This is a genomic window from Phyllobacterium trifolii, assembly GCF_014192095.1.
In the GTDB taxonomy this organism is placed as follows: Bacteria; Pseudomonadota; Alphaproteobacteria; order Rhizobiales; family Rhizobiaceae; genus Phyllobacterium; species Phyllobacterium trifolii.
Genome location: NZ_JACHXN010000013.1, coordinates 32,576 through 53,251, shown reverse-complemented (window position 1 = coordinate 53,251; position 20,676 = coordinate 32,576). Strand labels below are relative to the sequence as shown.

At 58.0% G+C, this 20,676-nt stretch carries 22 protein-coding genes and 1 tRNA gene; 15 read left to right on the top strand and 8 right to left on the bottom strand.

Annotation, left to right across the window (positions count from 1 at the left end; all coding sequences use genetic code 11):
• Window positions 1–84 precede the first annotated feature (84 nt).
• Window positions 85–921: a phytoene/squalene synthase family protein gene (locus FHS21_RS19105; RefSeq protein ID WP_112530333.1), complete on the top strand. Its 837-nt coding sequence runs from the start codon at window positions 85–87 to the stop codon at window positions 919–921.
• A gap of 2 nt (window positions 922–923) precedes the next feature.
• Here FHS21_RS19105 and trmFO read toward each other — a convergent pair whose 3' ends face one another.
• From trmFO to FHS21_RS19085, 4 genes are all read right to left on the bottom strand, one after another.
• Window positions 924–2,333 (bottom strand): methylenetetrahydrofolate--tRNA-(uracil(54)-C(5))-methyltransferase (FADH(2)-oxidizing) TrmFO, encoded by a 1,410-nt coding sequence (gene trmFO / locus FHS21_RS19100; protein ID WP_112530335.1) that lies wholly within the window; start codon window positions 2,331–2,333, stop codon window positions 924–926.
• A gap of 99 nt (window positions 2,334–2,432) precedes the next feature.
• Window positions 2,433–3,368: an aldo/keto reductase gene (locus FHS21_RS19095; RefSeq protein WP_183663690.1), complete on the bottom strand. Its 936-nt coding sequence runs from the start codon at window positions 3,366–3,368 to the stop codon at window positions 2,433–2,435.
• A gap of 109 nt (window positions 3,369–3,477) precedes the next feature.
• Entirely contained in the window at window positions 3,478–3,888 is a 411-nt protein-coding gene (locus tag FHS21_RS19090; RefSeq protein ID WP_112530339.1) for a DUF1801 domain-containing protein, read from the bottom strand.
• A gap of 51 nt (window positions 3,889–3,939) precedes the next feature.
• Window positions 3,940–4,404, bottom strand: a complete 465-nt coding sequence (locus tag FHS21_RS19085) for a DUF1801 domain-containing protein (protein WP_112530341.1) — start codon at window positions 4,402–4,404, stop codon at window positions 3,940–3,942.
• 82 nt (window positions 4,405–4,486) lie between these two features.
• Here FHS21_RS19085 and FHS21_RS19080 point away from each other — a divergent pair, with 82 nt between their 5' ends.
• On the top strand, window positions 4,487–5,050 hold the full coding sequence (locus FHS21_RS19080; RefSeq protein ID WP_312879901.1) for a hypothetical protein: 564 nt from the start codon (window positions 4,487–4,489) through the stop codon (window positions 5,048–5,050).
• A gap of 139 nt (window positions 5,051–5,189) precedes the next feature.
• On the opposite strand, the gene FHS21_RS19075 is transcribed toward FHS21_RS19080, so the two are convergent.
• Window positions 5,190–5,336 carry a DUF1127 domain-containing protein gene (locus FHS21_RS19075; protein WP_100001090.1) on the bottom strand — a complete coding sequence of 49 codons (147 nt, stop codon included), beginning with the start codon at window positions 5,334–5,336 and terminating at the stop codon, window positions 5,190–5,192.
• Window positions 5,337–5,589: 253 nt separating this feature from the next.
• Here FHS21_RS19075 and FHS21_RS19070 point away from each other — a divergent pair, with 253 nt between their 5' ends.
• The 5 genes from FHS21_RS19070 to FHS21_RS19050 all read left to right on the top strand — a co-directional run bounded on the left by FHS21_RS19070 (window position 5,590) and on the right by FHS21_RS19050 (window position 10,802).
• A complete protein-coding gene (locus FHS21_RS19070; RefSeq protein WP_162701934.1) occupies window positions 5,590–6,717 on the top strand; it encodes a DUF2157 domain-containing protein in 1,128 nt (375 codons plus the stop codon).
• Window positions 6,718–6,976: 259 nt separating this feature from the next.
• A complete protein-coding gene (locus FHS21_RS19065; RefSeq protein WP_112530345.1) occupies window positions 6,977–7,561 on the top strand; it encodes a GDYXXLXY domain-containing protein in 585 nt (194 codons plus the stop codon).
• Between the two features lie 113 nt (window positions 7,562–7,674).
• Window positions 7,675–7,757, top strand: a tRNA-Leu gene (locus FHS21_RS19060).
• Between the two features lie 410 nt (window positions 7,758–8,167).
• Complete coding sequence (locus FHS21_RS19055) at window positions 8,168–9,679, top strand: mechanosensitive ion channel family protein (RefSeq protein WP_112530347.1); 1,512 nt, start codon at window positions 8,168–8,170, stop codon at window positions 9,677–9,679.
• A 136-nt stretch (window positions 9,680–9,815) separates the two neighbouring features.
• A complete protein-coding gene (locus FHS21_RS19050) occupies window positions 9,816–10,802 on the top strand; it encodes a methyltransferase (protein WP_112530348.1) in 987 nt (328 codons plus the stop codon).
• Window positions 10,803–11,056: 254 nt separating this feature from the next.
• On the opposite strand, the gene FHS21_RS19045 is transcribed toward FHS21_RS19050, so the two are convergent.
• Window positions 11,057–11,758, bottom strand: a complete 702-nt coding sequence (locus FHS21_RS19045) for a GntR family transcriptional regulator (RefSeq protein ID WP_162701938.1) — start codon at window positions 11,756–11,758, stop codon at window positions 11,057–11,059.
• Between the two features lie 120 nt (window positions 11,759–11,878).
• Between FHS21_RS19045 and FHS21_RS19040 the strand changes: the two genes are divergently transcribed.
• The 8 genes from FHS21_RS19040 (at window position 11,879) to FHS21_RS19005 (ending at window position 18,802) form a co-directional block, all read left to right on the top strand.
• Complete coding sequence (locus tag FHS21_RS19040; protein ID WP_112530430.1) at window positions 11,879–13,393, top strand: aldehyde dehydrogenase family protein; 1,515 nt, start codon at window positions 11,879–11,881, stop codon at window positions 13,391–13,393.
• A gap of 124 nt (window positions 13,394–13,517) precedes the next feature.
• Window positions 13,518–14,468, top strand: a complete 951-nt coding sequence (locus FHS21_RS19035; RefSeq protein WP_112551606.1) for a sugar ABC transporter substrate-binding protein — start codon at window positions 13,518–13,520, stop codon at window positions 14,466–14,468.
• Window positions 14,469–14,549: 81 nt separating this feature from the next.
• Window positions 14,550–15,557, top strand: coding sequence for an ABC transporter permease (locus tag FHS21_RS19030; RefSeq protein WP_210283574.1), 1,008 nt, complete (start codon window positions 14,550–14,552; stop codon window positions 15,555–15,557).
• On the top strand, window positions 15,557–16,294 hold the full coding sequence (locus FHS21_RS19025) for an ATP-binding cassette domain-containing protein (protein WP_112530355.1): 738 nt from the start codon (window positions 15,557–15,559) through the stop codon (window positions 16,292–16,294). The genes FHS21_RS19030 and FHS21_RS19025 overlap by 1 nt, the downstream gene beginning before the upstream one ends.
• A 38-nt stretch (window positions 16,295–16,332) precedes the next feature.
• The gene (gene kduI, locus FHS21_RS19020; RefSeq protein WP_446686529.1) at window positions 16,333–17,169 is read left to right on the top strand and encodes a 5-dehydro-4-deoxy-D-glucuronate isomerase; all 837 of its coding nucleotides are present in this window, start codon (window positions 16,333–16,335) and stop codon (window positions 17,167–17,169) included.
• On the top strand, window positions 17,166–17,921 hold the full coding sequence (gene kduD, locus FHS21_RS19015) for a 2-dehydro-3-deoxy-D-gluconate 5-dehydrogenase KduD (protein WP_112530359.1): 756 nt from the start codon (window positions 17,166–17,168) through the stop codon (window positions 17,919–17,921). Before kduI ends, kduD begins: the two co-directional genes overlap by 4 nt.
• 11 nt (window positions 17,922–17,932) lie before the next feature.
• A complete protein-coding gene (locus tag FHS21_RS19010; protein ID WP_112530361.1) occupies window positions 17,933–18,262 on the top strand; it encodes a cupin domain-containing protein in 330 nt (109 codons plus the stop codon).
• 255 nt (window positions 18,263–18,517) lie between these two features.
• On the top strand, window positions 18,518–18,802 hold the full coding sequence (locus FHS21_RS19005; protein WP_112530363.1) for a hypothetical protein: 285 nt from the start codon (window positions 18,518–18,520) through the stop codon (window positions 18,800–18,802).
• A gap of 115 nt (window positions 18,803–18,917) precedes the next feature.
• Here the strand turns inward: FHS21_RS19005 and FHS21_RS19000 are convergent, their stop codons facing one another.
• Together FHS21_RS19000 and FHS21_RS18995 are read right to left on the bottom strand one after the other, a co-directional pair.
• Complete coding sequence (locus FHS21_RS19000) at window positions 18,918–20,147, bottom strand: HlyD family secretion protein (protein ID WP_112530365.1); 1,230 nt, start codon at window positions 20,145–20,147, stop codon at window positions 18,918–18,920.
• A gap of 3 nt (window positions 20,148–20,150) precedes the next feature.
• Complete coding sequence (locus FHS21_RS18995) at window positions 20,151–20,573, bottom strand: hypothetical protein (RefSeq protein WP_112530432.1); 423 nt, start codon at window positions 20,571–20,573, stop codon at window positions 20,151–20,153.
• Window positions 20,574–20,676: the final 103 nt, after the last annotated feature.

Genomic DNA, 20,676 nt, shown 5'->3' with positions numbered 1-20,676 from the left:
TACGCTGCGCTCCGGTGCTCGGAAACCACCGTTTTCGTCTCGCCCTGACGCGAATCTCGCCAGACCCAAATCGAGAGCGGCCTTATGAACGCCAATGAAACCCACTGCCTGCAATTGTTGCGAGCTGCCGATCCGGACCGCTACCTTTCCGTGCTGTATGCGCCGGAAGACAAGCGCGGGGCGTTGGCAGCGCTCTTTGCTTTCAACACCGAAATTGCCCGTATTCGTGATCTGATTCATGATCCGTTGCCGGGTGAAATCCGGTTGCAATGGTGGCGCGATCTCATCAATGGAACGGAGCTTGGTGAAGCGTCGGGGAATCCCGTCGCCGCGGCGCTTTTGGGTACGATCAAAACATATGATTTACCGCGCGCTGCCTTTGACAATTATTGTGAGGCACGGATATTCGACCTTTACAATGACCCGATGCCAAACCGCAACGATCTGGAGGGATATTGCGGCGAGACAGCTTCGGCGCTTATCCAACTCGCCTCCTTGATCCTGGATGCTGCCAAGGCACCTGAACACGCCAACGTAGCTGGCCATGCCGGTGTCGCGCAGGCGATCACAGGTCTGCTGCGCCTGTTGCCACTGCATCGCCGCCGGGGCCAGATATACATCCCGGCCGATATTCTGGCGGCCGTTGGCTGCAGTGGGACGGTGTTGCTGAACGGCTCCGATCAATCAGCGGTCAAGCGTGCGATTGATGCGATGATCGCGCTTGCCGGGGATCATTTCGCAAAATTCGAAACCGCCGCGAAGACGTTGCCGGTGACACTTCGCCCGGCCTATCTGCCAGCGGCGATTACTCCGGTATATCTGAAGAAGTTGAAAGCCAGCGGTGTGAATGCTGCCACGGAAATTGCCGACATCTCGCCGCTCCGCCGCCAATGGGCGATGTTCAGGGCGTCTAGTCGTTAGGACTATTCCGCGGCTTCTGCAATTGCCGGTAGGCCGAGCCATGTACGGCAGTCAGCCAGCGCACGCCCGCTCATGGCGCGCTTCTTGGCATTCGACTTCTCCTTGCCGCGGAGACGCTTGCCTTCAATCTTCGGCGCCTCCATTGGCGGAAACAGCCCGTAATTGACATTCATCGGCTGGAATGAGCGCTTGCCCGGTTCTTCATCGGTCACGAGATGCCCGCCGGTGATATGGCCGAGGAGCGCACCGAAAGCCGTCGTCAGGGGCGGCTGCGTGTAGGCTTGGCCAAGTCTTTCGGCCGCGGTGAACCGGCCCGCCAGCAGACCGATGGCGGCGGATTCGACATAGCCCTCGCACCCAGTGATCTGGCCGGCGAAACGTAGGCCCGATCGGGTTTTGAGCTGCAGCGTCGGATCGAGCAGAAGTGGCGAATTCAGATATGTGTTGCGGTGCAGCCCGCCAAGCCGTGCGAACTCAGCGTTCTCCAGCCCCGGGATCATTCTGAAGATGTCGGTCTGGGCGCCATATTTCAATTTGGTCTGAAATCCGACAATGTTGTAAAGCGTCCCGAGTGCATTGTCCTGACGCAGCTGAACCACCGCATAGGCTTTGACGGTCGGGTTGTGTGCATTGGTGAGGCCCATCGGCTTCATCGGGCCATGGCGCAGAGTTTCAGGTCCGCGCTCGGCCATCACCTCAATCGGCAGGCAGCCGTCGAAATAGGGCGTGCCTTCCCATTCCTTGAACTCGGTCTTGTCGCCTGTGACAAGCGCTTGAATGAAAGCCTCGTACTGCTCCTTGGTCATCGGGCAGTTGATGTAGTCCTTGCCATTGCCGCCCGGTCCAACCTTGTCATAGCGTGACTGGAACCAGCAGACATCCATATCGATGGAATCGAAATGCACGATTGGCGCAATAGCGTCGAAAAAGGCGAGGGCGTCGGCGCTGGTTTCCTTGCCGATGGCTTCGGCAAGCGATGGCGCTGTCAGCGGGCCTGTGGCAATGATGACCTTGTCCCAATCAGCAGGTGGCAGACCGGTGATTTCCTCGCGCTGGACGGTGATCAGGGGATGCGCTTCAATGCGGGCCGTGACAGCAGCAGCGAAGCCATCGCGATCGACAGCCAGCGCACTGCCGGCGGGCACCTGGTTCGCATCGGCACAAGCCATGATCAGCGAATTGGCGAGGCGCATCTCCGCATGCAATACACCGACCGCATTGGTTTCGGCGTCATCGGAGCGGAAAGAATTGGAACAGACAAGCTCGGCCAGATCCTGCGTCTTGTGCGCATCCGTGCCGCGGATCGGGCGCATCTCGTGCAGGATCACGGGAATACCCGCCTCGGCAAGCTGCCATGATGCTTCGGAACCGGCGAGACCGCCGCCAACGATATGAACTGGTTTGTGTGACATGCGCTTCCAATAGACTTTTTGGTGCCGCGCTTCAATGCAAAAGCCGCCGCAACTTGCTCGAGCGGCGGCTTTGATAATCGGGATGGATCAGGCGCTGGCCTAGTCGAGTTCCGCCACGTCGTTGCTGTCGAGCTTCAGTGCTGCGGCACGGATGAGGCTTTCCAGCTGTTCGAGGGAGGTGGCGCTGGCAATCGGTGCCGTGACGCCCTTGCGCTGGATGATCCACGCGATCGCAACTTCGGCCTGCTTGGCATTGTGCTTGGCCGATACCTTATCCAGCGCAGCGAGAATGCGGTAACCGCGCGGGTTGAGATACTGCTTGATGCCGTCGCCGCGCTGGCTTTTACCCAAGTCGGCTTCGCTGCGGTATTTGCCAGAAAGGAAACCCCTGGCGAGCCCGAAATACGTGATGACGCCGATATTCTCGGAGATGCAAAGGTCGCGCAACTTGCCTTCGAACTCGCTACGATCGTAGAGGTTGTAACCGGGCTGCAGCACATTGTAACGCGGCAGGTCTTTTGTTTCCGAGACATCGATCGCGGCCCGAAGCTGGTCCGCATCAAGATTGGAAGCGCCGATTGATTTGATCTTTCCCTCTCTTAGCAGCTTCTGGTAGGCGCCGAGTGTTTCCTCGTAAGGTGTATCGGGATCAGGCCAGTGCGACAGGTAAAGATCGATCGCGTCTATCTGCAGCCGCTTTAGTGATGCCTCGACTGCCTTGGCGATGTAAGCGGCAGACAGATCTTTCTTGCCTTGCCCCATGTCGGAGCCGACTTTGGTAATGATAACGACCTTGTCGCGCGCATTGCGGGATTTGACCCATTCCCCGATGATCGTTTCGGATTCGCCGCCTTCATGTCCGGGCACCCAGCGAGAATAGCCATCCGCCGTGTCGATCGCGTTGAAACCGGCATCGATAAAGCGGTCAAGCAGATCGAAGGAGTTTTTTTTGTCGGCAGTCCAGCCGAAAACGTTACCTCCCAAAACCAATGGCGCAATGGACAGGCCCTTGCGGCCAAGACGACGTTTTTCCATATTTTTTACTCCGGGAGATTAAAGCTAGTTACGCAAACTGTAGGCCCGTTTGGAGCATGTTTCCAGCGTTGTGGAAATCACTATGAGGCGAGGAACGGTGAACATCAAATTAAGCCTTACGGGTCTTTGACTTGTTCAACGCTATTGCGGCGCGGATGAGTGCCTTGAATGCATCTTCATCGATTTCTTCGGCCTCATGCAAATCGATAGCGCGTCTGGTGTTGCCTTCAAGGCTGGAGTTGAATAGTCCGGAAGGATCTTCGACCGAAGCGCCCTTGGCGAAAGTTAGCTTCACCACGCTCTTATAGGTCTCACCTGTACAGATTATTCCATCGTGGGACCAGACCGGAACGCCTCGCCACTTCCATTCCTCGACCACGTCAGGGTCGGCTTGCTTGATAAGTGCTCGGACATGGGAGAGTGTGTTGCCCCGCCAATCGCTCAGCTCCTTGATTCTCGCATCTATCAGCTGAGACGGAGAGTGCCCTCCTTCTCCGTCCTTCAAGTCGCTCTTCTTCATCGGTATCGCCTCCCTTTGGTGGTGTCATGCATGTAGCTAGCGACTTTCTGCTCACATTTTTTCGCCGGGCAGTTCGCTGGCCTGCTTCACCCAGCCGACGAACTGGGCCTCATCGAGCTGGCCTTCATAAATATCGAGATACCGCACTTCCTTGTGTTTGGACTCGCCGGGCGGGACAGGAGTGAGCGACGTGCCCCGAAAGAAGGTGACCTTGACGTACTTCGTGAAGCAATGAAGGCTGAGGAACCAGGTCTTCTCCTCCAATCCATAGAACGGCGAGTTCCATTTGACCGCCTTGTGCACGCCGGGGACGGTGCGCACGATAAGCGTGTCGAGGCGGCGCCCGACGTCGCTTTTCCAGCCCGGCATCGCCGCGATGTAGGCCTGCACCGGGGAATCGCCGTAGCCTTTTGCGATCTGAGGATTGCCGCCTGAGAGGAGGACCGGCTGCTTGGGTGCCGCGGGACTCTTGCGTTTGGCAAGCAAGGAAGAATTTTCGCTCTCTCTTGTTTTCATGTTGATTCCTCCGCTTTTGGTACGGCAACCATAAACAGCGAATCCTGTAGGTTTCAAGAACAGGTCCCGTTACAGTCGTCCCATGCGTACCATGATCCCGTGTTTAACCCTGTTTCTGTTCGCTGCGTTGTACGGGCATGCCGAGGCGCAAAGTTTCCGCGTCTGTAACGGTTATGGCTGTACCTTTCAAACGCCGGTGACATTGACGCCGGCAGATCGCTCACGGATTGCTTCCATCATGGCGGGAGGACGCGCTTCACCCGCGGCCGAACGCGCTGCGGTTCGCCGCGCGGTGCAAATATTTGAGCAGCGTAGCGTAGCTGTTATCGGGGTCGTCGATCGGCCAAAGATGGATTTCGGCAAGGGTCGCGAGAGAGGTCAGATGGATTGTGTCGATGAGTCGACCAATACGGACCATTTTCTCCGCTACCTGCAGGGCGCGGGATTACTGCACCATCATCGGGTTGCAAAGAGAGATTCGCGCGGAAGTTTCGTCGACGGCCGCTATCCGCATTTTACCGCCGTTCTCAGAGATGATTCTGGAACGTCGTGGGCCGTCGACTCCTGGTATGAACCGGGAGGCGGACCGCCTGATGTGATGCTTTTGTCGGAATGGCACCGCAGGGGGTACGGGGGCGTGCGATAGCCCAGAAACAACAACACCCACCGCGGGAGGAGGTGCGGTGGGTGTCGTTTTGTAAAGACCAGCCGGGAGGAGGAGTGCTGGCCTTCGATCGCGGGAACTTTGGGAGGAGGATAAAGCCCGGCGATATTCTTGTATTCGATTAGCGTACTGCAGACTTCTTGGCGACGAACGGGATGTCCGAACGGGCAATGCCCAGATCGCTGAGTTCGCGGGTCGACAGACGATTCAGCTCGGAAACCGTGTCACGATAACGGCGCCAGTTGCTGTAAGAGCGGATAAGGTTCATTTCATTTCACCACTTCGGTTTTTTGTTTGATTGATCACTCTTGATCGTTGAGTGGAAGATAGTGGATGACGTCCCGAAGTTGCAGAGCCAAGTTTGCAGGTCAGCTATGCAATTGCTGCATTGCAACATTAATTCCCGTTAATTGTTGCGGCGCACCAGAGGCGGTTTTGAGTTGAATTTGCGCCTCGCAGCGCAATTGCGTTTTTGCAGTCAGTCGCGTTACCTTCACCTGAGAAGACTCAAGGGAGCATCCGTGGCACTCACCATTGGATTGAGGAAACACATCGCGCGCTGGCAGCGGGACGGGGTGATCGACGAGATCATCGCCGAACGGCTTCGCAAAGACCTAGACGATCACCGCTCCGGCTTTGGCCTTGGAGGTATCCTTGCGGTGCTCGGTGCGGTTCTTCTCGGTGCGGCGATTATTTCGCTCGTCGCGGCGAATTGGGAGGCGATGCCCCGGTTGTTTCGCGTTGGCCTGATCATATCGGTGCTTTGGCTCGGTTATGTTGGCGGCGCGTGGCGGGAAAGTCTCGGCGACCGGCGCTTCGGTCAGGCGCTGTACTTGATCGCCGCGATCACGTTTGGTGCCGGAATTGCATTGATTGGCCAAATGTACCATCTGTCGGGCGATGTATCGGATGCGGTGCTCCTCTGGGTCGCCGGCACGATGGTTGCGGCATTGTTCCTGCGCTCGCCGGTGCTTGTCTCGGCGGGCGTCGCCATTACAGGTCTTTATCTGTTCTCTTCGCTCGATCGGTCCACGGGCGAGCCTTTCAACTATGTCTGGTTGGTGCCGGTCCTGCTTTTCATCAGTGCAGGGCTAATCTGGTACACGAAGGGCAGGGCCGCACAGCATCTCATCGCCCTGTTGCTCATCACCTACGTGCTTGTCGTCCGAATCGACCTCAACGAGGTCATGGTCTTGTGGGTGGCGGGGCTGATCGGTGCCATATGCTTCATGATGGACGCCGTGCGCCCCGGTCTCCTGGACCGGATGACCGGCTGGACGGAGCCCCTGGGCGCCTATGGCTTCTTCATGGTGCTCGTGGCGCTGTTGTTCTTCCAGTTCGATATCGCCAGCAATGAATTTGCCGATGAAGCGATTCCCGGTCAGGTCCTGATCGGATTTGCGATCCTCGGTTGCTCGATCGCGGGTCTCGTGCTTTCGGGCCACCGTAATCTGGCGGTGCGGTGGATTGCCTATACGGTCTTCTCACTGGAAGTTCTCTATCTGGCTTTCGAGACCATCGGCACGATGATCGGGACCGCGAGCTTCTTCCTGAGCGCCGGTGTGCTGGTTCTGCTTCTCGCCGCCTTTGTCATCCGCATGGAGCGACGTCTTCAGAAAAGGAATCCAAAAAGGCAGACAACGGCATGACAATTAGAGCGAGATTCGACCATATTGAACCGTTCTGCCGGAGGGAATTCTGGACAAGGTCAAGGGGTTTGGCGAGGCCGATGCCTTTCCATCGGACGAAGCCGAAGCCCGATGGATTTGGCCCGAATTCACCCGGCCCTTCGGGTTTCCGACTGGCGGACACCCACTTTGTCAGGCGGCGTCGTCCGATGGAAACGCATCGGCCTCGCCACCTTCCGCGTGGATTGTCTCGCCATCCGGGAAACAGAACAGGTTCAATATGATCGGATCTCGCTCTAAGATCAATCGCATCCTCTGGCTTGGTGCTGCAGTGGCGCTTATGCAGTCCGGCGTGCTCTACGCCATGGTCCAGCAGCACGTTTCGATTCTGCGGGATGGCATCGACATCACATTGCAAAGCGAACCCGTCGATCCGCACGATTTTTTGCGCGGCGACTATGTCACACTTCGCTATACCATCTCCAATATCGAGGCCGGCAAGATCAACGGAACGATTCCCGCAACTGATGGACCTGCCGATGTCTATGTAACTGTGAAAGAGGGTGACGGTGGCGTGTGGACCTTCGCTGGCGCCTCATGGCAGAAGCGCGAAGATGTACCGTCTGGCGAAGTACAGCTACGTGGCCGCACATCCAGTTTTGCCAATGCGGCGGCTTATAGCCCGCTGCGCGTCACCTATGGCATCGAGCGCTACTATGTGCCGGAAGGTCAGGGACGGGCGATCGAAGCTCAGCAACAGGAACGAAAGATCGAGGCGGTAGTTGCCGTCTCAAGCGCGGGAGACGCGCAGATCCGCGCATTGAAGGACAATGGCACGGTGCTTTACGAAGAGCCGATTTACTGAGTTCGGCAACTGGACGTTGCCACGAATATATTCTGCCGGAAGCCGAGCTTTTTCCTTTGACGCGTGAAGAGAGGGTGATATAGGGACCGGCGCTTGAGGCTTATGCTTCATCTGCGGATATGGCGAAATTGGTAGACGCACCAGATTTAGGTTCTGGCGGGAGACCGTGGGGGTTCGAGTCCCTCTATCCGCACCACAGCTTTCAATGTGCCGTTGTTTTTGCTATATTTTTTGTTGCGACCGTCGAGTTCGATCCACCCTAGATTTCAGAGAAGATTCAAGCGCGGCAAGTCTGATTCTAACCAAACACATTCAAACGGCACTAGTAGACACACGCTCACTCGACGAAGCGTGAGGGATCTAAAGACCATCGCCGTTAGTCAGTGCCTCGAAGCAGAGTCCTTGGCTGCCGCGAGTGAGCAGTGCTCATGCTCCGCACCACGTCAGCGCATAACTTCGAGCAGATATTGGCACTGCCCTCTGAACGAAACTCCACATTTGCACGTGGTCGGGCCAGCATGGAACGGGGGGTGGGTGAAGTGATCGTTTCATCCCTGCAAGAACCAACTTGTGAGCCGCAGCAAAGCGTTCTAGCGTCGAAGGCAGATGACGTTTTTCGAGCTGATCACCGATCCGATCATTCAGGCGGGGACCCTAGCGGCAGTCGGGGCTTTCGTCTCGCGGGTGGCGCTGCGCAACAATCCGCGATTGCACCTTATTTTTCAGGTAACGTTCTTTATCGTCCTGACCACCCTGCTGCTTTATCACGGCATCGTTCCCTACGAGGCGGGACCAGCTACAGCCTCGGCTGTCCAGCAAGTTTTCATCGGGATTGCAAAGGTGATCTGGTGGATCAACGCCGCCTGGGCCCTTGTCGGTTTTGCGCGCGTGTTCTTGATCTTTGAAAGGCGTCCGCGGGAAGGGAGGCTTATCCAGGATCTGGTCGTCGGCATTATCTATCTTGGAGCGGTTCTCTCGGTCGTTGCCAACGTCTTCAGCCTGCCGGTGGGCACACTGATCGCGACATCCGGTGTGCTTGCCATTATTCTTGGCCTGGCACTGCAAAGCACCCTGAGCGATGTCTTTTCCGGCATCGCCCTCAATCTCGGTAGGCCCTATGTTATTGGAGATCTGATCGTTCTCAGCGACGGCACCGAGGGCAGGGTAGTTGAAACCAATTGGCGGGCAACGCACCTGCTGAACGCCAAAAACGACCTCGTCATTGTCCCCAATAGCGACTTGGCCAAGGCAAGGCTTATCAACGTAAGCAACCCCGATCGCAGCCACGGCGTCAGCCTTACCGTGCGCTTCGCGGCAACGACGGCGCCGGGGGCCGTCGTGGATATTATGCGCGCTGTCCTTTTGAGTTCAACGACGATATTGAACGTGCCGGAACCGAGCATCCAGATAAAATCGCTGGACGGCTCAGCAGTCGAGCTGGAGCTGTCGTTCCGGGTTGCGGATATCGCTCTGGCCGGGATTGCCCAGAACGAAATATTCGATCTGATCTATCGCCACAGCCTGGCGGCTGGCATGCCCTTGGCAACACCCATCGTTCAACCAGCATCTGGCGCAAAGACGGAACCTGCCACGAGCAGCCGCTCCAGCCAAATGCGACTCCTCGACGCCCTCCCGCTTTTCAAAACGCTCACCGACGACGAAAAGGAAGTTCTTGCTAAATCCATGTCGCGTCGAACCTTCCGTAAATCGGATGTGATTGCTGAGCAGGGCAGTGAGATGAAGTCGCTGGTGATCGTTCGAAGCGGAGTTCTGGCAGTCACACGCGAAGAAGGCCACAGGCAGCTTCAACTCGCCAAACTGGCACCGGGCGATTATTTCGGCGAGGCCAGCCTTCTGGCTGGCGCGGGGGAGCCGGGCACGGTGCGTGCGCTCGCCTCTACAGTTGTTTATGAAATCGAGAAATCGACCTTGGCGCCACTGCTCCATGACAGGCCAAGTCTCGTCGATGAACTCAGCCTCATTTTGTGCAGACGAGCAGAGGCAGAAAAGCATTTGTTCGAGAACAGTACTGAGATTGCCGGCATCCATGCCATGCCCGGACTGGTTAAAAAGATCAGGCATTTATTTGAGATCTCTCATGTCGAGAGAACTCAGTAGTGCTACAATCCAAATTCGCAAAAAATTGCCTCTTATCGGCATTTTCAAACTAACGTTTATCGACGGTGATCGGTTCTGAACGAAACCGGCACTGACGTGGGCGCTCGAGTAACCAGATCGCGGAAGGGGATGTGACGTGGTGGATTCTGATCGGATCGACAACCTGATCGCAGCGGTGCCCCCCGCCTTGGCGCTTCGCGCCGGGCTGGACCTTGGCATCTTCACTCGGCTCGGTGGCAGCGCTATGACTGCTGACACGCTTGGGGCCGCACTCAAAATCGAGCCCGACCGTCTGTCGCGGCTCCTCTATGCGCTCGCCAGCATCGGTCTCCTCGAAGTCAAGGACGGTCAATTTCGCAACGGAGCCGAAGCCTTCGCCTTCCTCGACGCGTCCAAGCCGACCTATCGCGGCGGCGATCATGCGCTCCTGCGCGAGCTCTGGGGAGCCGACCTGCTGACTGCAGAGTCGCTGCGACAGAACCGGCCGGCTGCGCTGCACGACTTTTCCGAAGCGGGGCCTGAGGCCGCGGTGGCTTTCAGCCGCATGCTCGCACCGGGCGGGGTGATTTTCGGCCGACATCTGGCCCAAAAGATGGACCTCTCGGCGATCGGTTCGGTGATTGACATAGGCGGGGGCGCCGGGACCATTCTCGTCGGACTTCGCGAGGGGCGGCCGCAGATTGCGGCGATGCTGATGGAACTCCCGACGGTCGCAGCCGTCGCGCCAGCTATCCTGTCAGAATACGGTGCCGACGACGTGGTTGTCGAAGAGGGAGACATAACTGTCGCACCATCGATCGGTCGGCACGATCTGGCGATCCTGAAGGCTGTAGTCCAGGTCCTACCGCCGGACCAAGCGCGTAGTTCGATCCTGAACGCCGCGCGTTGCCTCACACCAGGGGCCGAGATCGCAATTGCGGGGTGGGGCGTCGTCGATGATGACCGCCTCGGCCCGCCTGAGGGTGTCTTCTTGAATCTCACATTCTTGAACCTCTATCGCCACGGCGAATCGTACACTGAAGGTCAGTATCGCGCGTGGATGACCGAGGCTGGATTCAGGGATATCTCCAGGTCGCGCCTGACGGACGGCTGTACGTTGTTTCGCGCGCGCCTCGCGGGCTGATCGTGGCTGAATGGTATAGGCATTGACGCGCGGACCTGAAGGCCAAAATTCATGGCAGGGAAAGGAATACCTCAAGACTACTATCCACTCGTGGCCCACGTCGTCTCGGTGCTCGAACGTTTCTGTACCGCGGCGCCGACAATGCATGATGGAGCAATCAATCGCATAGTGGCTCGTTTAGAACCGCACTTTCACCAAACGCCCGCGGCAGCCGTGTGTAGGATTTAGGTATTCATACGCAGCACTGCATGTGGCTATTCGAACAGCTCACGATTGTCAGATTCGATCTGTGGTAGATCATTCAGAATGCCGTTCAGATGCGCTCTCATGGCGTCGGCTGCAGCATCTGCGTTTCGGGCGTCGATGGCGGTTACGATCTTCTCGTGCTGCTCGATAAGGTTGTTCATAGAGGCCGGGTTGCGAAGCTGCAGATTGCAAACCCGATCCATATGCGCCTTGATGTCTGAAATCGCGTTCCAGGCGAGACCGCAGCCGGCGCCTTCTGCTATCGCGATATGAAACTGCTCGTCCTCCCGGCGAAAAGCATTGTGATCGTGGTCGGCCATTGCCATTCGCTGGCGCTCGAGGATGCTGTCGATCTTTCGCCGCGTCCACGTATCGAAGCTTTCGCTGGCCCGCCGGACAACAGCAACCTCGATCGCCTCCCGCACGAAGCGGGCCTCCATCATCTGGCGCGCCGAGATGCGAACCACGACGGTTCCGCGATTGGGGCGGATTTCGACAAGCTTGGATTTCCCAAGGGCGATCAACGCCTCGCGGACCGGCTGGCGGGAAACGCCGAGACGAGACGCGATCTCCTGTTCGGACAGGCGTGAACCGGGCGCGAGATCGAGACGGATGATCGCCTCGCGCAAATCCCGTTCGACCTGCGCGGCGGTCGTTTCCCCTGTCTCGATCTTCAGTGTCTCAAGATTCATGCTTTTCGCTACCGTCATCTCGTTGACATTTGTTTTTAGCCACCATACAGTACCATACAACTTAATGGCAGCGCAAGCTTGGCACTCGATATGCCAGGATGGAGGAGCCGGGCTATAAAACCCGGTTGGTTGATGACGATACAGTCTAATTTCATAAGCCCCAACTCTAGTGATCCGCGTTTGCAGAGTAAATCCCGCTACCGGATGCTTGTCGATGGCAAGTCGGTCGATGCAGCGTCGGGCAAGACAATAGATCGGGTAAGCCCGGGCCATGCCGGCATTGTGGTCGGGACTTGGCCGGATGCGTCTGCCGACGATGTTCGCGCGGCGATTGCGGCCGCCCGCCGGGCCTTCGACACGGGGCCATGGCCCCGCATGTCGGGTGCCGAACGGTCGCGCCTGATGTTCAAGACGGCGGAGCTCATTCTCGCCCATGTGGAAGAGATCGCCCTCATCGAAAGCCTCGAGGTTGGCAAGCCGATTGCCCAAGCACGCGGCGAAATCACCTTCTGCGCCGATCTCTGGTCCTATGCAGCCGGTCAGGCGCGGGCGCTGGAAGGCCAGACCCACAACAATATCGGCGACAACCGTCTCGGTCTGGTGCTGAGAGAGCCTGTCGGCGTCGTCGGTATCATCACGCCCTGGAACTTCCCCTTCATCATCGCCTCCGAGCGGGTGCCATGGGCGATTGGTGGCGGTTGCACGGTGGTGCTGAAGCCGTCCGAATTCACTTCCGGCACCTCTATCCGCATGGCGGAACTGGCCCGCGAGGCCGGCATTCCCGACGGCGTCTTCAACGTCGTCACTGGCTACGGCGATCCCGCCGGCCAGATCCTGGCGGAAGATCCCGGTACCGACATGGTCGCCTTCACCGGGTCGGTGAGGGTCGGCACGAAGCTTGGCGAGATCGCTGCCCGCAGCGTCAAACGCGTCGGCCTGGAGCTGGGCGGCAAGGGGCCGCAAATCGTTTTCGCGGATGCCGACCTGGAGGCAGCGGCCGACGGCATCGCTTACGGCGTCTACCACAATGCCGGCCAGTGCTGCATTTCCGGAAGCAGGCTTCTGGTGCAGGAGGACATCCGCGATGCGCTCCTCGACCGTCTCCTCGATATTTCCCGCAAGGTGACTTTTGGTGATCCTTTGAACGAGCGAACGAAAATCGGCGCCATGATCTCGGAAGCACATGCCGCCAAAGTGCATTCTTACGTCGAGGCAGGACAGGCCGAGGGCGCTGAGCTGCTGCTCGGCGGCGCACGGGTCGGAGAGGGCGCTGGACTCTACTATGCCCCCACGGTTTTTTCCGGGGTCACCGCCGACATGTCGATCGCCCGCGAAGAAATCTTCGGTCCGGTTCTGTCGACGCTGACGTTCAAGACGGCCGATGAGGCGGTCGCCTTGGCGAATGCATCGGAGTTCGGCCTGTCGGCCAGCGTCTGGTCCACCAATCTGGAAAATGCGCTTCAGAGCATTCGGCGCATCCGGGCCGGGCGCTGCTGGATTAACAGCGTCATCGATGGCGCGCCCGAGTTGCCCATCGGCGGCTACAAGAAGAGTGGACTTGGTCGCGAGCTCGGCCGCTACGGTTTTGATGAGTATTCGCAGTTCAAGGGCATTCACGTGACCTTGGGCCGGCCGGATCCTTGGTTCGCGTGAGGTAGCTCACACACACTGAGGGGGAGAAGGAAAATCTCGGCTGGCGCGATCTTTGGTCGGAGCCCGCCAGCCGAGACATGGGGTCTTTCGACCCCGATTGCACATCCAAAGGGAGGACACGCAAATGAAATTGACCAGACTGAAAACCGCAATGCTTGCGGCATGCGCAACTATGGCTTTCACATCCGCCGCCTTGGCGGCCGACGTCAAGGCAACGATGATTATCTACCTTGATCCGAGTGTCCAGTTCTTTAACCCCGTCGTAAAAGGCGCACAAGATGCCGCGGCACAGTTTGGCGTCGATCTCGACGTGCAATATGCCAACAACGATCCAGTCCGTCAGAACGACCTGATCGAGAGCGCCACGGTTAGCGGCGTCGACGGCATCGCCGTTGCAATCTCCAGCTCGGATGCTTTCGATGCCAGCATCTGCGCCGCCGTCAAGGCGGGCATCATCGTCATCGGTTTCAACAATGACGACCTTGATGGCGCCAAGGGCAATTGCCGGCAAGCCTATGTCGGCATGGATGAATTCGCCTCTGGCTATGAGCTCGGCAATCGCATGATCGAGCAGTTCGGCCTGAAGGATGGCGACGTCGTCTTCAATCCACGCGAAATTCCCGAAGCCAGCTTCGCGGTTGCGCGTGGTGGCGGCATCGAGAAGGCGATGAAGGAAAAGGGCATCAAGGTGGAGACTGTTCGTTCCGGGCTTGACCCGGCCGAGGCACAGAACATCATCGCCCAGTTCCTGATCGCCAACCCGACAGTCAAGGCACTGTTTGGCACCGGGTCTGTTACCTCCACGGTCGGCGCAGGCGCCATCAAGGATGCTGGCGTCAAAATCCCCTTCGGCGGTTTTGATCTCGCGGTCGAAATCGTCAATGCCGTCGAATCAGGCGCCATGTTCGCGACGATGGACCAGCAGCCTTACCTGCAAGGCTACTATCCAATTGCCCAGATAGCGCTGGCAAAAAAATACGGTCTGACCCCGACCGATGTCGATACTGGCCAAGGTGCCTTCCTGGACAAATCGCGCATCAGCTCGGTCAAGCCGCTGATCGGCAGCTTCCGATAGCACGTAGCGCTTGAAGACCTTCCGGTGACAGCCGGAAGGTCCCTCAATCCCCGGAACAGAGTAACGACAGTGACCTATGCCATGACCGACAGTGCCGTGCCGAAATCGCGCACGAAAAAACAATCGCTGCTGAAGCAAATTATGACCATGCCGGCCGGAGCCATTCTTTTGGTCTTCGCGACCCTCCAAATTGTCTGCATCGCCGGTGCGCTCGCCTATCCCGACGACTTCCGTTACCTGTCGCCGCAGAATCTGACGATTCTGATGAAGGCCATTCCGGTGTTGGGGTGCCTTGCGCTGGGCGCTGGCATCCTGATGATTGCTGGTGAGTTCGATCTATCTATCGGCTCAGTCTACACCTTGACGGCGGTCCTGATGGCGAGCCTCGTCGATGGCGGCATGAGTGCTTTCATTGCAGCGCCGCTCGGCATTCTGTTGGGGGTGATGATCGGACTTCTCAACGGCACGATCACGCTGCGCTTCGGCCTGCCGTCCTTCATCGTCACGCTCGGCGGCCTCTTGTTCTGGCGCGGCGCCGTACTGCTTTACAACGGCGCCGTCCAGGTGCGTTTCGATCCGGAACCCGCTTTTTCGAGCCTCTTTGCCGGGACGCTCCTCGGCATCAATGCCGCGTTTATCTGGATCGTCCTGTTCGTTGTCGGCTTCTATTTGCTGCTGCACCGTCACAAGTTCGGCAACCATGTGTTCGCCACTGGTGGCAATCCTGCCGCGGCAACGGCCATCGGCATCAACACTGACCGCGTCAAGCTGATTGCCTTTGCCATTGCCGGCGGCATGGCGGCGGTTGCCGGCATCATCGCCACGGCGCGTGTCGGAAGCGTCCAGCCAGGGCAGGGCGCCGGGCTGGAGCTTCAGGCGATTGCCGCCTGCGTCATCGGCGGGCTTTCGCTTCGCGGTGGCCGCGGCTCTATCATTGGTATCTTCCTCGGGGTCATGCTGATCCACACGATCACCGATGTGCTTCTGCTGCTCAGAGCCCCGGGCTTCTATCTCGACATGTTCATCGCAACGCTGATCGTCGTCGCTGCCGCCTTCAATCACCTCATCGAACGCCGGGGGGCCGCATAATGTCGGCACCCAATCTTCTCGAACTGCACAATATCTCCAAAAGTTTTGGCGCGCTGACGGCGCTGCGGGACCTGAGCTTCCACATCGGCACAAGCGAAGTCGTTGGTCTGCTGGGTGACAACGGTGCCGGCAAATCGACGACGGTCAATCTCATTTCGGGAATCTACAAACCGACCTCCGGCTACTTGAGCGTCGATGGTCAAAAGACACTGTTCACCTGCAGGTTGGATTCCGCCGATGCCGGCATCGAAACCATCTACCAGAATACCGCGCTGGTGGATTCGCTCTCGATCACCCGCAATATCTTCATGGGGCGCGAGCGCACCGATGCCTTCGGCTTTCTGAAACAAGCCGAGATGCGTGACATCGCCATGGAGGTGCTGGAGAGGGCCGTCCACATTTCCGGTATAGATTCTCCAGACAAGCTTGTGGGAGATCTATCCGGCGGACAAAAGCAGGCTGTTGCCATCGCGCGCGCGGTATTTTTCAAACGGCGAGTTCTGCTTCTCGATGAACCGACCTCGGCACTGTCCGTGCGCGAAACGGAAGCCCTGCTGGCGCAGGTGCTGAAGCTGAAAGCCGAGGGAGTGTCGAGCGTGCTGGTGACGCACAATCTCTATCACGCCTACCAGGTCTGCGACCGGTTTGTGATCATGAGCCATGGGACTAAGGTGTTCGATGTGAACAAGGCAGACACCAGCATCAGCCAACTCACCGAATATGTCGTCCTTACCTAACCCTTTCCATCAAACGCCAAGAGGCAAATGCTGTGACAATTTCCGTAAACGTGCGCCAGGTCGTCGGTCCAGAAGACGCCGCCAAGCGCGACACGCAAGGCCTGCGCAAGGACTTCCTGATTGAGGGGCTTTTTTCGAAAGGCCAGATCAATCTCACCTACAGCCATCTCGACCGGATGATCGTGGGTGGCATCGTCCCGGCGGAGCAAGACCTCGTGATCGACCAGGTCAAGGAAACCGGGACCAGCCAGTTCCTTGAACGTCGCGAGGCCGCCATTCTCAACATCGGTGGCAAGGGCACGATCATTGTCGGCGACGTCGACTATCCGCTCGGCTTTCAGGATGCGCTCTATGTCGGCATGGGGCAGGGTACGTTGTCGTTCCGCAGCCACGACCCGGCAAATCCCGCCGAATTCTATCTCCTGAGTGCGCCGGCACACCGCGCCTGCCCGACCGTGCCGATCACGCTCGACATGGCCAAGAAGGTGCGCGCGGGCTCGACTGAGGAGGCCAATGCCCGTACGATCAACCAATATGTGCATCCGGATGTCTGCGAAAGCTGCCAGCTTCTAGTCGGTCTGACGATATTCGAGCCCGGTTCCGTCTGGAACACCATGCCGGCGCATGTGCATGACCGGCGCATGGAGGTCTATCTTTACTTCGGCATGGAGGAGGCGACTCGTGTCTTCCATTTCATGGGTGAACCCCACGAAACACGGCATCTTGTGCTGAAGAACCATGATGCGGTGCTGTCGCCGGGGTGGTCCATCCATTCCGGTGCCGGCACCGGGCGATATTCGTTCATCTGGGCGATGGCCGGCGATAACATGAGCTTCACCGATATGGACAAGGTCCCGATGGAAAGTCTGAGATGAATCCGTTCGATCTTTACGGCAGATGCGCCATCGTCACCGGCGCCAATACGGGCATCGGCCAGGCGATTGCCGTCGGTCTCGCAAGTGCCGGTGCTGACATCATTGGCGTCGGGCGTTCGCCGATGGAAGAAACCGCAGCCCTCGTGACAGCAGGCGGCCAGTCGTTTCATCCTCTTCTGGCCGATCTCTCCAGGATGGACGAGGTGCGCGCTGTCGTCGAGCGAGCAGCAGCCATTCGCAATCGCCCCGATATTCTTGTCAATAATGCCGGGATCATCCGCCGGGCCGATACGATCGATTTCACCGAGGAGGACTGGGATGCCGTCATGGACACCAATCTGAAATCGGCGTTCTTTCTCTGCCAGTCTTTCGCCAGGATGGCGATGGCGGAGAAGAGGCCTGCCAAGATCATCAACATCGCCTCGCTCCTGTCGTTCCAGGGCGGGATTCGTGTTGCATCCTACACCGCGGCAAAGAGCGGCCTTGCAGGCCTGACGCGGCTGATGGCAAACGAGTGGGCAGCCCATGGTATCAACGTCAACGCCATTGCCCCCGGCTATGTCGAGACCAACAACACCGCGGCGCTGCGGGCGGATGCCGAACGCAATGCCGATATCCTGAAACGCATTCCGGCCGGACGCTGGGCGCGAGCGGATGATATGGCTGGAGCGGCCGTCTTCCTTGCATCCCCCGCGTCGGACTATGTGCACGGCACGGTCCTTCCCGTCGACGGCGGATGGCTGGCGCGATAATGGGAGTACAGATGTCTAACTATCACACATTGCCTGACGGCTTGGCCTGGACGGAAACCTCGCCCGGCAATCGCCGCGCCGTTCTTTCGCATCGCCCGGAAATTATGCTCGTCGCCTTCAGCTTCGACAAAGGCGCGATCGGCGCGCTCCATTCCCATCCGCATACCCAGGTGAGTTATGTGGCGAAGGGTGCCTTCGAGGTGACCGTCGATGGCGTGACCACGACGCTGCCCACCGGCAGCAGCTTCATCGTCGCCCCTAATCTCGTTCACGGCGTCGTTGCGCTTCAGGACGGTTTGCTAATTGACACGTTCACGCCGAGACGGGACGATTTTCTGTAAGGCGTCCGAAACCGCTTCACTTAGTGGGGCGGCGGGCACGGTCGGGTACGGATGTTAGTGGGCATGGTTCACCTGGGATCAGTTTCCTTGATGCGATCGGGCTTCTCCCGTCAAATATCGCAACCGGGGTTGTGTCAGGCACCAAATGCAATGTAGTTTGCCGCCTTGGTACAGTCTTGCTTTTCATGGGGAGCATTCAGAACAGATTTATGCCTGACTTTGGTCACTAGGCAAATTAAATAGAGGATTCTCACGATGTCCAACGCGGTTTCAGATTCATCCAATACTTCCAAAAATCTCTCCAAGAGCCGGATTTTACTGTTTGTCATTCCAATGATGGTGCTCGCGGCATGCGCTTCTTCCGAGAAGAAGTGGGTCCATAGCGAAGAACCTGTCACACCCGCGAACAAGGATATGGCGGAATGCAAATATCAGGCTGCCGGTTCAACCGCCGCCCTAGCCACTGACAGTTCTGCGAGGGCTAAGGAACAGGCCAATCTTGTCAATGCATGCATGCAGGCAAAGGGCTATAAGCAATAGCACGCTAGGCTTTTGTGACAGTTGCTGGCCGATACCGGGCTTCATTCTCGCCTTGTTATCCGGCAAAGGACGTGTCGAGGCCTCCGACCCCGACATTCATTGAGAAAAAATTGGTCTAGTGGCCACCCAACACCAAGGTCTGGACGGGCAGCATCAGAGCCTGCATTCGAAGGATCATGGCATGCACGATCGCGACTGTGTCGACCATGTGGAGGAACATCCATCTCCCCGTGCCAATATCCTTCGCTGCAAGCGCGTCGTGGTTGTTGGTGTACGCGTTTGCGATACAGCTGCTGCCTGGCGGAATTCCCGCCAGTTGCCCCGGATAAAGTGCCTCCAGGAAGACCGTGAGCGTGCCCGGCCGCGCAAGTTGCTGAACATCGATCAGCTGGTCCGTCGGCCGAAGCTGTCCCGCCGCAATCACATCCTGAACGTCGGTCACCACCATTGGGATGATCGTAAAGGGCTTCCCGATACATGTTGCTTCGGCAATCATGCCTTTTTTCATCACCTGCGCCTCGATCTGACCAAAACCGGCAATCAGCGCCACGCGTCCAGCCTCTTGGGGAACGAGGATCCCGGCGGGGCGAATCATCGTGTTTACAATGTCGCCGGGCCGCAATGTAAACTGTTGGACCGTTCCGGCCACACCGGCCCGAACCACGGTTTTATCCAGTTCGACCTGTGCCTGCTTAAGGGCCGCTTCTGCACTCGCCTTCTGGGCGGGCAACAGCGTTGAAAGTTTTGTCTCTATTGTCCGCTTGTTGGCGATAGCGGCGTCGAGCGCTCCCTTTCGGGTGTCGGCGGTGATTTGCAATCGCTCCACCTCCCGAACCGAAACGTCCGCCCTGCGCCGTAAAAGCTCTTGCCTGGTTGCGAGTTCATCCAGAGCCTGCTGGTATGAACCCTGCGCCTGCTGAATGAGCCCATCCGCACCCGCCAGTTCCGTTTGCGCCACCGCGGTCTGGGCAATGGCCTCATCGATTTGGCGCTGTGCCGTTTCGTGAGCGGCTTCCTGTTCGGAACTGTCGAGCCGGAATAGCGGCGCACCAGCTTCGACCTTTGTATTGATCCCGACAAACACTTCGGCGACACGGCCCGTCGTTTCGGGGAGAATGGTAACTGTCCGGAATACTGCGGTGACGCTCGTCGTCGAAGGATGAAAATAAAAAATGACTGTAATCAACGCAACAGTAAGTAAAAGGCACGCAGTTATGCCCCAGCGCAGCTCATACCACACCGTATAGAGAGTGATCTCCCGGCCGAGACGCCTTCCCTGGCCATAACGGCGGTAAAGGTAGTCCGGAAAGACTGTCAGCATTGAACAGAGAAGTAGCTCAAACATGACTCAGATACCCCCACCTGAGGTGTCAGATTTTGGCTCCGGTTCAGGCGGGGAGACTATTGCCTCATCCTCGCCGGTTCTAGCGCGCCCGGAGAGTTTCTCGAGCGACTGCGCAATTGAAACCATAGGCGAGGAGAAATCCGGAAAATCAATCAATGCCAGCAACAGGCCGGCGATCCAGAAGATATGGTTGTGGGTAAACAGGGAAATGAGCGCCAGGACGGCCACAATCTCCATTTGCACCTTTTTCCCCCGATGCGCCATTTGCTCCGGTAGGGCATGCAGCCGGAAATAGAAATTGCCGACGATGAGGATCATTGCCAACAGGAACACGACGACCCCGTTAAACAGCCAGTCGGTTTGACCGGGGGCGGTGATAAAAACCGGCAGATGTTCGATCGCTGCCGGGTGTATTGCGTCGGCCATTTGTTCCGTTCCCTTCAGTGCTTCATGGCCGCGGTCGACCATTCATCCCACGCGGCCAATGCTGTCCGCGCAAGCGCAGCATGCATGTTCACGAATTTCGAAG